The sequence below is a fragment of the Vibrio sp. 10N.247.311.51 genome (assembly GCF_041467855.1).
Lineage (GTDB): Bacteria > Pseudomonadota > Gammaproteobacteria > Enterobacterales > Vibrionaceae > Vibrio > Vibrio coralliirubri.
In genome coordinates, this window is sequence record NZ_JBFSVK010000015.1 from 13449 (window position 1) to 26310 (window position 12862).

9 protein-coding genes and 1 riboswitch are annotated in these 12862 nt (G+C 44.7%); of the genes, 5 read left to right on the forward strand and 4 right to left on the reverse strand.

What is annotated here, in order from left to right; translation table 11 throughout:
- Positions 1-40: 40 nt before the first annotated feature.
- From AB6E85_RS14390 to torD, 3 genes are all read right to left on the reverse strand, one after another.
- Positions 41-631 (reverse strand): TfoX/Sxy family DNA transformation protein, encoded by a 591-nt coding sequence (locus tag AB6E85_RS14390; RefSeq protein WP_019820997.1) that lies wholly within the window; start codon positions 629-631, stop codon positions 41-43.
- A 127-nt stretch (positions 632-758) separates the two neighbouring features.
- A riboswitch (cyclic di-GMP riboswitch) is annotated at positions 759-844 on the reverse strand.
- A 170-nt stretch (positions 845-1014) separates the two neighbouring features.
- Positions 1015-2019: an HTH-type transcriptional repressor PurR gene (purR, locus tag AB6E85_RS14395; protein ID WP_017062096.1), complete on the reverse strand. Its 1005-nt coding sequence runs from the start codon at positions 2017-2019 to the stop codon at positions 1015-1017.
- Between the two features lie 315 nt (positions 2020-2334).
- Entirely contained in the window at positions 2335-2982 is a 648-nt protein-coding gene (gene torD, locus AB6E85_RS14400) for a molecular chaperone TorD (RefSeq protein ID WP_019820999.1), read from the reverse strand.
- 285 nt (positions 2983-3267) lie between these two features.
- Between torD and torR the strand changes: the two genes are divergently transcribed.
- Entirely contained in the window at positions 3268-3981 is a 714-nt protein-coding gene (torR, locus tag AB6E85_RS14405) for a two-component system response regulator TorR (RefSeq protein ID WP_017067841.1), read from the forward strand.
- A gap of 166 nt (positions 3982-4147) precedes the next feature.
- On the opposite strand, the gene elyC is transcribed toward torR, so the two are convergent.
- Positions 4148-4999, reverse strand: a complete 852-nt coding sequence (elyC, locus tag AB6E85_RS14410; protein ID WP_048607318.1) for an envelope biogenesis factor ElyC — start codon at positions 4997-4999, stop codon at positions 4148-4150.
- Positions 5000-5114: 115 nt separating this feature from the next.
- Here elyC and cmoM point away from each other — a divergent pair, with 115 nt between their 5' ends.
- The 4 genes from cmoM to mukB all read left to right on the forward strand — a co-directional run bounded on the left by cmoM (position 5115) and on the right by mukB (position 12607).
- Entirely contained in the window at positions 5115-5900 is a 786-nt protein-coding gene (gene cmoM, locus AB6E85_RS14415) for a tRNA uridine 5-oxyacetic acid(34) methyltransferase CmoM (protein ID WP_052879036.1), read from the forward strand.
- Between the two features lie 125 nt (positions 5901-6025).
- A complete protein-coding gene (gene mukF, locus AB6E85_RS14420) occupies positions 6026-7363 on the forward strand; it encodes a chromosome partition protein MukF (RefSeq protein ID WP_017055049.1) in 1338 nt (445 codons plus the stop codon).
- Positions 7344-8150, forward strand: a complete 807-nt coding sequence (gene mukE, locus AB6E85_RS14425; protein ID WP_050648547.1) for a chromosome partition protein MukE — start codon at positions 7344-7346, stop codon at positions 8148-8150. Before mukF ends, mukE begins: the two co-directional genes overlap by 20 nt.
- Entirely contained in the window at positions 8147-12607 is a 4461-nt protein-coding gene (gene mukB, locus AB6E85_RS14430) for a chromosome partition protein MukB (RefSeq protein ID WP_372143097.1), read from the forward strand. Before mukE ends, mukB begins: the two co-directional genes overlap by 4 nt.
- Positions 12608-12862 lie beyond the last annotated feature (255 nt).

Sequence of the window (12862 nt, forward strand, 5' to 3'; positions counted from 1 at the left end):
AAATGCGGCTTAGTTATGTATATAGATTGCACTGACAATGTTAATTGACGCGATTGATAAGCTCTTCGCGACGCTGCTGCGGTATAACAGACCAATGTGTACCATTGATCGCGCCTTCTAGCGCCCAAAGTAGTTCAATACTGACAGAAGACGCATGCGATTCTTTGATGGCGTTAAATGCGTTTACAGAGCCAGATTCATATAAACGTTCTACAGAATCGATCCCTGCCTTTTTCAACATACGCTCGGTAGCGAGTCGAAGATTAGGCAGATCTTTGAGTCGGGTCGGCTTAGCAGAAGACTGCTCAGCTTTTTCTTCTTTAGCAAAACCTAGAGACGTGGTTGCAAGCTGCAAGATTTTCTCTTGGTCTTGCCAGAGGCCTTCAGGTAAAGCGAAATATTTAGTAACGACAGGGAAACCACGTTTTTTGTAGACGTACGGTTGAAACCCTTGTTGTTCGAATTGTTTCGTTGTGCCTTTGTCTGCGCGTATGTGCAACTGGTCATTTACAACCAGAGCAAACATAGTGTCATCAGCAAAAAGACCGAAGCCACCAAACATTGAGCGTGATTTTATTTTTCCTAGGGACTCAAATAACTTCATCGAGTCCTTTAGTATCGGTTTATCCATGTTATTTATCTCGGTGTATTTGAACTACGCCACCAAATAAGCAGGTCCGAGAGATTAGCAAAATGTTGCAATTAAATTGTCAATAAGCCGTAAATTACTAAATTATTAGTAGTTACTGCATTTTGCCATCGGTAACCCCGCTACCATACCAACGAGTGGTTTAGGCCGGAAGCTTTGCGTCTCACTCTTTCGAGTGGTTTGCCCTGTGCGTGACTGATTGAATAGAATAAAGTTTTTGTTGAATGAAGCTCACAGTTGATATTTCAAAATGTGATGTTGCTTCAATTAATGATCTTTCATTTATGCATAAAGGTTCATTATAGTTGCTGATAAAAAAAGCGCACCTAAAGGTGCGCTTGATGAAATTAAACTCGAATTATCAATTAATTTAACGTTTTAACTGTACTTCGTTCAACAATTTCAGGGTGCATTTCGAAGACGCGTTTTTCGTGGTCTTTGTCTTTGATGCGCTCTAATAGAATTTCGAATGCGTTCTTACCAACACGACGTTTTGGTTGGTGAACGGTCGTTAGCGGCGGAGAGAAGTATTCAGCCAGTTCGATGTTGTCGTAACCGATCACTGAGATATCTTCTGGAATGCGAATGCCTTTTTCTTGCAGGCGGCTCATTAAGCCGAGTGCCATTGTGTCGTTAAAGCAGAATACCGCCGTTGGACGATCTTCCATCTCAACGATTTGTTCTGCAGCAAGAACAGCCGTATCACACTCGAAGTTGCCTTCGATGATCATATTTTCATCGGCAGAAATCTTAGCTTCGTTGAGTGCGCGCTTGTAACCGGCAATACGTTCAACACATGCTGCTTTGTCTAAGTGGCCACTTAAACATGCAATCTTAGAGTGACCGCGTTCAATAAGGTATTTGGTTGCTAGGTAGCCACCTTCTTCTGAGTTATCGATGATCTTATCAGCCTGAGAGCTCTCAGGCCCCCAGTCCATGATAACTTTAGGGATGTCAGCGTGACGGTCCAACATCTCTCTTAGTTCTTCAGTTAGGTCAGAACACATAACTAAGATGCCATCTACACGTTTCTCTGCAAGCATTCGAATGTAGTCACGCTGCTTCTCATAGATACCGCCCGTATTACACAAGATCAAAGTGTAACCTTGACGGTAGCAGTAGCTCTCAACACCATCGATAACTTCAGAGAAGAATAGGTTAGTTGATTGAGTCACTAGCATGCCGATAGTGCGTGTTGTATTGCATTTCAAGCTACGAGCAACAGCACTTGGTGCATAGTTCAGTTCATCTACGGCTTTGTTTACTTTTTCTTGAGTTGCTTCTGCAACAAAGCGAGTTTTGTTGATTACGTGAGAAACGGTTGTTGTTGATACGCCGGCTAAGCGAGCGACATCTTTTATAGTGGCCATGGTTTTATCCTATTAGAAGCTACTTTCCCAAAGTACGGAATAAAGTAGCCGTTAAGCTACCTAACTAAGAGCTTAAATTTGTAGGGCTCTTTGGGTACTAAAGTGCTAAAAAACAAAAAACCGCTATTGAGCGGCTTGTCTTAACACCGAAATGCTCTGAACTTTAATAAGCATAGCATTTCGTGAATGTTTCATATTTTATCGTTTGCGGTCACAATTTTAGACTGACTAGAAATTACTCGCAATAAAATTCACCCAAAAATCCGGGTGAATTGTCACATTCTACTGAATTTATTTACCTAGTCATCCAATAAGCTATTCACCAGCTAAATATTGAGTGTCTAATTGACAGAATGCGAGTAGCAAAGATGAGACACTAGCGTAGAAACCGAATTCATCAACGTCATGACATTTCACGTTGAACTTTGGTACCCAAGTCAGCAGTTGTTGTTCGATAAACTGCTGCTGAACGGCAAATGAATTCTCTAGCTCTTCTTCAATATCCGTTTCGTTTGAACGAATGATCAAGTTACCAAGGAAATCGAGTTCAATAGCAATGTGGTCTGCTGGCTCTTTTAGATCTTGGTTCACGACTAAGTTGTGTTTAGCCATGATCTCTTCCATATCTTTTGCTGGCTTATCATTCAAAAGGCCAGTTTCGCCGATATACATTGAAGCGTAAGGAAGAGCGCCGTGTTTATCTGTCTTTAAGAAAAGATCGCAAAAGTCTGCAGACAGTTCTAGCTGAGCATCTTCACGAGTTTGTAGGCGGTTCAGCGCGTCCACTAACTTATCAATCGCTGGCTTTAGTGTCTCATTTTCGCCTAAACCAGTTAGGAAAGAACGAATTTCAACAGAGTGGTAGTGATCGAGTTCTTCTTGAGTGAGCTCTTTGGCAAATAAGCTTGATAGCCACCAGTATATTTCTGCTCTTTGCTCGTTGAACGCTTTCGTATCTTTCATTTGTTAGATCCTGACTTAGTCTTGTGATGTTACTTATATGCATCTTGAAGTCACTTGGGCATAAGCACACCAAGGCTGAATAACAAGGCTATTTTCGAAACGCAAAGTTACTCGTTAGTAGTAATGCCTATATTGAATTGCGATGGACGATAAATAGCAAGGTTTAAGATTGTCTTGTATCAAAAAAAATCCATGTTTCTGGCTTTTATCTTCTGTACCACTAGAATTGTTACTAGTTATGAATAGAATAGTCACTGAAACTATTAAATAAGAAAAGTGGTGTAGATGAGCTATCACGTATTAGTCGTAGAAGATGATGTGGTAACCCGCAGTAAACTGGTTGGATACTTCCAGAACGAGGGTTACACAGTGAGCGAAGCAGAAAGCGGCGCTCAAATGAGAAACGTGTTAGAAGAAAACAACGTTGACCTCATTATGCTGGACATCAACTTACCAGGCGAAGATGGATTGATGCTAACTCGCGAATTACGCAGTCAATCAGACATTGGAATTATTTTAGTTACTGGACGCACGGATAGCATCGACAAAATCGTTGGCCTTGAAATGGGCGCTGACGATTACGTTACTAAACCCTTCGAACTTCGCGAGTTATTAGTTCGAGTTAAAAACCTACTTTGGCGTATCTCTGCTGCTCGTAAAACAGCTGCGGGCGCAGTCGAAGAAACATCAGATGAGTCTGTGGTTCGTTTTGGTGAGTGGACATTTGATATCCCTCGTCGTGCGTTAAGCAAAAACGGCGAACCGGTGAAACTGACCAAAGCAGAATACGAACTGCTAGTGGCTTTGTCCTCTTACCCTAACCAAGTATTAAGCCGCGAACGTATTCTGAATATGATCAGCCACCGAGTGGACGCGCCTAATGACCGTACTATCGACGTACTGATTCGTCGTATGCGTGCAAAAATGGAGTTCGATCCTAAGAACCCACAAATTTTTGTGACGGTTCACGGTGAAGGTTACATGTTCGCTGGTGATTGATTTCCTTCGGGAGTGATTAATCAACAACGACATTTAAACGTAAAAAGCCGAGACATCATTGATGTTTCGGCTTTTTTATTACTCAGCTTTTACTGTTAGCGACCAAAAGATCTACACATACTTGGCGACTCTGTCTGCACAAGATGAGTTTAAAGATTCAATAGGTTTACTGAGGCTGAGCCGCAGAAACTTCACCGTCATCTTCAACTAAGCTGGAAGCTTCTGGAATAACCGGCTCTTCAACAATGTCATTGCTTGTATCCAACCAATCACGCAGGCTTTGCCAAACCAATCCCATGGTTTCGTGCCAGTAACGCTCAGTCTGCTCAAGGTAAAGAGCTTTTGGCATGTACTTATTCCAAGGCTCAACAATACCTTCTTGTGCAAGATAGTTGGTTGGTGCAGGTAGTGGTTTCATGCCAGCAGCATTGAACTCATTCAGTGCGCGAGTCATATGGCTCGCTGAAGTCACCAACACCATTCTTTTATTCTTAACGAACGCAGCGGCTTGGCGGGCTTCTTCCCAAGTGTCTTTTGCGGTTTCAAGCAGAATGATGTCGGGCTTTGCTACGCCAAGTGCTAATGCAACTTTAGCCATCATTCTTGCGTTACTTACTTCAGTGCCTGCGCCATAGCCAGACAATATCAGTTTTGCACCAGGGTAAAGACGTAGAATACGAATCCCTTCACTTAAACGCATCAGTCCGGTGCGGCTAAGTTCTGATGTCGGTGGAATTTGGTCGTCTACGACGTGACCACTTCCGAGAACCATCACGTAATCGACGGTTTCATCGACAGGTAAAAATGCGGTGTGTTGCCTTTCCATTGGCATTAAAAGTTGACTAGAAACTGGTTGGAAAGCGATTAGGAAAATACCACATAGGGCTGAAAGGGTGATTAGGCAACCAGTCTTCCTTTTGGTAGTAAACATCACTAGGGCTAAACCCAGAAAAGCGAGAATTAACATTGCTGGCAGTGGCATCAATAGCGAAGACACTACTTTTTTCAGCTCAAACATATCCGAATAGTCCGAAAAAACATCACTTAGTAGTAAAAAGAGACATCGCCTCTTTATTCCTGAAATTCCTGTGACAGAATAGCAGGCACGATAGGACATAATAACTCAAGTAGCCGTGACTGAAGACCGTAATTTCGACGATATTGCCCACAAATTTGCAAAAAATATTTACGGCTCTGACAAAGGAGAGATCCGTCAGATCATCGTATGGGAAGATTTAGAACAAGCTTTGAGCAAATTTGAGCAATCAGCTTCGCCGCTGCATGTGCTTGATGCTGGAGGCGGCCTTGCGCAGATGTCGCAAAAAATTGCCGCGCTTGGGCATAACGTTTCTCTGTGTGATCTCTCTTCTGAAATGCTGAAGCTCGCAGAAGAAAGTATCAGTGAAGCGGGTTTGCTAGAGCAGTATCGGTTTATTCATTCTCCGGTCCAAAAAGTCGCAGAACATCTCGATGAAAAAGTCGATTTTGTGATGTTTCATGCCGTAATGGAATGGTTAGCCGATCCTAAAGAGGCGCTTGATTTATTGCTTGAACAAGTTAAACCGGGTGGCGTTGCCTCGATAATGTTTTACAACCACCACGGATTAGTCCTGAAAAATGTGATTTGTGGCAACATTCCTCATGTATTGAATGGGATGCCACATCGAAAACGGTTTAAGCTGCAACCACAAAAAGGCTTGAAGCCGGAAGAGGTTTATCAATGGATAGAAGACGCTGGTCTAGAAATCTGTGGTAAATCAGGCATTCGCTCTTTCAGTGATTACATAGGTAATATGGAGTACATGGGCGATTACCAATTTGAAGATGTATTGGAACTGGAAAAACAGCTATGTCGCCAAGAGCCATATCTGTCACTAGGCCGTTATATTCACGTTTGGGCTCAAAAACCTGCGCAATAACAGCGGTGAATGTGGTAAAAGAAGCCACAACATGCGCTATGCAATCGTAAGAAGCCCGCGTCATAAAGAAATAGGCGTCATATCTAATACATTCGATATGACGAAGAACAGTAACAGGAACCACAATGAGTGAAATGACTCAAACTGCCGAAGAGCAGCCAATTGATGAGTTGGTGGGCTGGGTCAAGCAGCATGATTTTTCATTAAACTTGCCACCAGAGCGCTTAGCATTTTTGATTGCTATCGCAGTACTAAGCAATGAAAGGTTCGATGAAGAGTTGGGCGAGGGTGAACTGCACGATGCATTTACCATCGTCACTCGACTGTTTGAAGATACTGGCGAAGCGTCCGCGTTTCGTGCCAACAATGCCATCAACGAGTTAGTTAAACAGAAGTTGATTAGCCGCTTTACCAGCGAAATCACTGATGGTGCGAGTATTTATCGCTTATCACCACTGGCGATTGGTATTTCAGATTATTACTTACGCCACCGTCAGTTCTCTAAGTTGAAACTGTCTATCCAGCTTTCTATGGTTGCGGACGAGATGGCAAAAGCCATTGAAGCAGCACAAAAAGGTGGAACGCCAGGGCATTGGAGAAAGAATGTTTACGGCGTGCTCAAGTATTCTGTTGGTGAAATTTTCGATCAGATTGATCTTAACCAACGTGTTATGGATGAGCAGCAGCAAACCGTTAAACAGCAAATTGCCGACCTTTTAAACAAGGATTGGCGAGAGGCAATTAACAACTGTGAAACCTTGCTTTCAGAAACCTCGTCCACGCTAAAAGAATTGCAAGACACCTTGCAAGCAGCGGGTGATGAACTGCAAACACAGATCCTCGATATTCAAGAAATTGTTTACGGTGATGATGAACTCGAGTTCGTTGGCGAAACCCTGTTCGGCTTGCAGATGAAGCTAGACCGAATCACCAGTTGGGGCCAACAAGCCATCGATTTATGGATCGGCTACGACCGCCATGTTCACAAGTTCATCCGTACCGCGATTGATATGGATAAAAACCGTGCCTTTAGCCAGCGCTTGCGTCAGTCAGTCACCGACTACTTTGATGCGCCTTGGTTATTGACCTACGCCGATGCTGAGAAGCTGACGGATCTTCGTGATGAAGCGCTTGTGCTTCGTGATGACGAAGTGATGGGACAAGCACCAATCGACGTAGAGTACGAAGAATTTGAGCAAGTGAATGACCTGCTTTCAGATCGAATTGCAGAGATGTTAAAAGCTCACAAACAGCAAGGCGCGCCAATTGATCTTGGCCTTGTGTTACGCGATTACCTCGCTGCACACCCTCGCACACACCATTTTGATTTAGCCAGAATTGTTGTCGACCAAGCCGTGCGCTTAGGTTACTCAGAGTCTGACTATCAGGCTATTCAGCCAGATTGGCAGGCAATCAACGATTTCGGTGCAAAGGTACAAGCAAATGTCATTAACAAGTACTGATGATTACATGCCAGAGAAACTGGTAAAAGCGATAGCGAACCCACTGTTCCCTGCGCTAGATAGCATGCTGCGTTCAGGTAAGCATGTTTCAACAGAAGATCTAGATAACCACGCATTGCTATCTGATTTTGAAGTTGAGCTTCAGCATTTCTATCAACGCTACAATACGGAACTGGTAAAAGCGCCGGAAGGTTTCTTTTACTTGCGTCCGCGCTCTACGTCTCTGATTGGTCGTAGTGTGTTGTCTGAGCTCGACATGTTGGTTGGCAAGGTGTTGTGTTTCTTATACCTAAGCCCAGAACGTCTTGCTCATGAAGGTATCTTCACCAATCAAGAACTGTTTGATGAATTGATGTCGTTAGCGGATGAGAAAAAACTCATGAAGCTAGCAACCAACCGTGCGTCTGGTTCTGATTTAGATAAAGAAAAGCTGTTTGAAAAAGTACGTACTTCTTTGCGTCGTTTACGCCGTATCGGCATGCTGATTGCGATTGGTGAAACCGGCAAGTTCCGTATCAGCGAAGCGGTATTCCGCTTTGGCGCTGACGTTCGTGTTGGCGACGATATGAAAGAAGCGCAATTACGTCTTATCCGTGATGGTGAAGCTGTGGTTCATACCCAAGAACCTAACCAAGGCAGTTTGTTGAATGAAGAACAAGCGGAAGCTGCATCAGAACTAGAACTAGACGTAGATGAAAACGGTCAACAAGACATTTTTAACGATCAAGCTGACTTTGACCTTGAGTCAAACGATGGCGAACAAACAAAAGTAGAAGGTGAAGCATGATTGAAAGAGGTAAGTATCAATCATTAACCATGGTCAACTGGAACGGCTTCTTTGCGCGTACTTTTGATATTGATGGATTGGTTACAACGCTTTCTGGCGGTAACGGTGCGGGTAAGTCGACCACAATGGCAGCATTCATCACAGCACTGATCCCTGACCAAAGCCTTCTGCATTTCCGTAACACAACGGAAGCGGGTAGCTCGCAGTCGTCACGTGATAAAGGCCTTTACGGTAAGCTTCAGCCAGGCGCATGTTATGCCGCGCTAGATGTTGTGAACTCTCGTAACCAACGCCTATTGTTTGCAGTAAAACTGCAGCAAGTCGCGGGTCGTGATAAGAAAGTCGACATTAAACCGTTCGTTATCCAAGGCCTTCCAAGCCATGTGAAACCAACGGATGTGTTGATTCAGAACGTTTCAGACAGCCACGCTCGCGTATGTCAGCTGAACGATGTTAAAGCGGCGGTTGCACAATACGAAGGCGCGCATTTTAAAGCTTTCTCTTCGATTGTTGATTACCACTCACAGATGTTTGAATACGGTGTGGTACCGAAGAAACTGCGTAACAGCAGCGACCGTTCTAAGTTCTACCGCCTAATTGAAGCGTCACTTTACGGTGGTATTTCTAGTGCGATTACGCGTTCTCTGCGTGATTACCTTCTACCGCAAAATGGTGGCGTGAAGAAAGCATTCCAAGATATGGAATCAGCACTACGCGAAAACCGCATGACGCTAGAAGCGATCAAGACGACTCAGTCGGATCGTGACCTATTCAAGCACTTGATCACTGAATCTACGAACTACGTGGCTGCGGACTACATGCGCCATGCAAACGATCGTCGTAACAAGTTAGATCAAACCATGAAGTTCCGTGGTGAACTGTTCGGCTCTCGCGAAACCTTGCTTGATCAAAACAACTTGTTGAACCGCGTTCAAGAAGAACTAGAGTTACTTGTCGATCAAGAATCAGCACTAGAGCAAGATTACCAAGCGGCTTCGGATCATCTTCAATTAGTTCAAACTGCACTTCGTCAGCAAGAGAAAATTGCTCGCTACAGCGAAGATTTAGAAGAGCTGAATGAGCGCCTAGAAGAGCAGATGATGGTGGTTGAAGAAGCTCAAGAGCGAGTACTTCTTGTTGAAGAGCAGGCAACCATCACTGAAGAAGAAGTAGATAGCCTGAAAACTCAGCTTGCTGACTACCAACAAGCGTTGGATGTTCAGCAAACTCGTGCGCTTCAATACCAGCAAGCGGTTCAAGCATTAGAGAAAACTAAGCAGTTGCTTGGTGATGAATCTATTACGGCAGAAAGCGCGTTAACATTGGTTTCTGAGCTAAAAGCACAAGAAGAATCAAGCACTCAAACGCTACTGTCGACCAAGCACAAACTAGACATGTCTTCTGCTGCTTCTGCACAGTTCGACAAAGCGCTGTCTTTGGTTAAGAGCATCGTTGGTGACGTTGAGCGTAAAGAAGCGTCTAGCAGCGCTAAGCAAGCTTTAGAAAAAGGCCGTAACGCAAAACACGTTGTTGAAAATGAACAGCAGTGGCGTGCTCAGCACCGCGATATGGCTCGTGATGTAGCTCAGCAGCGTCAAGCAAAAGAGCTAGCGACTGAATACCAAAAGCAACACAACATCTCACTGACTGACGAAGCGGTTTTCGATGAAGAACGTGAACGTCACGCGATGCAGATCGAGTCTCTTGAGTACGCTCAAGAAGAGCTGCGTGAAGCGAAGAGTGAGCAGCGTCGTGTGCAACAAAACCATGACCAAGAGATTCAAAAACTTGAGTCCATTGCTCCTGCGTGGATCACGGCAAACGATGCACTTGAAGCACTAAGAGATCAAACCGAAGCTGAGCTAGAAGATAGCCAAGCGGTGATGACTCAAATGCAGCAAGTGCTTGAAGATGAGAAATCTCAAGCGGTAGCAAAAGATCAGTTGGCAACGCGCCGAACTGAACTTGAGCAAGAGATTGAGCGTTTAGCTTCTCCTGGTGGTTCTAACGATCCTCGCCTGAAAGGCCTAGCGGATACGCTTGGTGGCGTACTGCTTTCTGAGATCTACGATGACATCACGATTGGTGATGCGCCGTACTTCAGTGCGATGTACGGCCCAGCTCGTCACGCAATTGTGGTTTCTGATCTTGATGGTATTAAAGAGAAGCTGGTGGATCTTGATGATTGTCCAGAAGACCTTTACATCCTAGAAGGCGATGTCGACGCGTTTGATGACAGTTCGTTCAATGCCGATGAGCTTGAAGGCGCAGTGTGTGTTCAGCTGAACGATCGCCAAATGCGTTACTCACGTTTCCCTGAGATCCCACTGTTTGGCCGTGCGGCTCGTGAACAACGCCTAGAGAAATTGCGCGAAGAGCGTGACGTTGTGGTTGAGAACCACGCGAAAGCCGCGTTTGACTCTCAAAAACTGAATCGCCTATACCAAGCATTTAACAGCTTTGTTGCGAAGCACCTGCACGTTGCGTTTAACGCAGATCCAGAACAAGCACTTGCTGTGATTCGTGATAAGCGTAATCAAGTTGTTCGTTCTCTGGCTGAGCTTAACTCTAAAGAGCAGCAGCAACGCAGTCAGCTTCTACAAAGCAAGCAGGCACTTGGTGCGCTAGATAAATTAGCACCAATGGTTCGTATTTTAGAAGACGAAACATTGGTTGAGCGCTTAGCTGAATTAGAAGCGCAACTAGAGCGTTTAAGTGAAGCTAAGTCTTACTTGAATGCGCACGGCAAATCGCTTACTTCTCTAGAGAAAATCGTATCTGCACTAGACGCTGACCCAGAGCAGTTCGAAGCTTTGGAAGCTGAATATCGTCAAGCAGATAACGCGCTACAAACGCTAAAAGGCAAAGTGTTCGCGCTGTCTGATCTGATTGAACGTCGTCACTATTTTGCTTACGCGGATTCTGTTGATTTGCTTAACAAGAGCAGTGAACTGAGCGAGCAATTAAAAGCGAAACTGGTTCAAGCTGAACAAGCAAGAACCAAAGGCCGCGATGGTTTGAAGCAAGCTCGCGAACAGATGAACCAATACAACCAAGTATTGGCGGCACTGAAGAGCTCACATCAAGCGAAGCAAGAAACGGTTCAAGAGTTCAAACAAGAGCTACAAGAGTTCGGCGTAAACGCTGACGAAGGCGCTGAAGAGCGTGCTGTACGTCGTCGTGACGAGCTTCAAGAACGTCTGCACACATCTCGCAGCCGTAAGAGCGAATACGAGCGAACGATTACGTCAACTGAACTTGAGATGAAAGCCCTAGCTAAGCGTCTTAAGAAAGTTCAAAAAGAGTACACCGAGCTTCGTACTTTCGTTGTTGCAGCAAAAGCAGGCTGGTGTTCAGTACTTCGCTTAGCTCGTGAAAATGATGTTGAACGTCGTCTGCACAAGCGTGAACTGGCTTACCTAACGGCGGGCGAGCTTCGCTCTATGTCGGATAAATCACTGGGTGCGCTACGTCTGGCTGTGGCTGACAATGACGACCTACGTGACTCGCTGCGTCTATCGGAAGACAACGCACATCCAGAGCGTAAGGTTCTGTTCTACATTGCGGTTTACCAACACCTTCGTGAGCGTATTCGCCAAGACATCATTCATACGGATGATCCGGTTGAAGCAATCGAAGAGATGGAAGTTGAGCTAGCTCGACTAACAGAAGAATTGACGCAGCGTGAAAACCGCTTAGCGATCAGCTCTGAATCGGTAGCAAGCATCATCAAGAAAACGATTCAGCGCGAGCAGAACCGTATTCGTATGCTGAACCAAGGTCTGTCTAATATCTACTTTGGTCAGGTTAAGGGCGTACGTCTGAACGTTAAGATTCGTGAAAGTCACGAGATCTTGCTATCAGGCCTAGCGACTCAGCAAGAGCAACACAAAGACTTGTTTGAATCAACGCGCTTTACTTTCTCAGAAGCGATGGCGAAGTTGTTCCAACGTGTGAACCCACATATCGATATGGGTCAACGTTCTCCGCAAGTCCTGGGTGAAGAGCTACTTGATTACCGTAACTACCTAGAGCTAAGTGTTGAAGTTAACCGTGGTTCAGACGGTTGGTTACAAGCGGAATCGGGCGCACTGTCTACGGGTGAAGCGATCGGTACTGGTCAGTCTATCCTGCTGATGGTTGTTCAAAGCTGGGAAGAAGAGTCTCGTCGACTTCGTAGCAAAGACATTGTTCCATGTCGTTTGTTGTTCCTTGATGAAGCAGCCCGTCTGGATGCAAAATCTATCTCTACCTTGTTCGAACTGTGTGACCGTTTAGGTATGCAACTTCTGATTGCAGCACCAGAGAACATCAGTCCAGAGAAAGGCACAACTTACAAACTGGTTCGTAAGGTCTTTAAAGATCACGAACACGTACATGTTGTTGGCCTACGCGGTTTTGCTCAAAACAAACCGGCATCTCCAGTTCAAGAGCTTATTGAAGAAGCTGAGCAATAAGCTTGATAGCTGAACAATAGCTTTGATAGCTGAGCTATAACCTTGATAGCTTAGCTATAAGCTCGAAAGCGACTCAATGATATTTGTTCAAAGCCCCTAATCAATAGGGGCTTTTTTGTACCTTGAATCTAATTCCTTATTTCTTACTTCTACAGCAGAACCTCTCCCGCTTAATCCTCTCTTCGATACTGATAAGACCACTCATACCTTATGGTTATTATCAATGGAACTTGTTTGAGGTCACACGCACAAAAC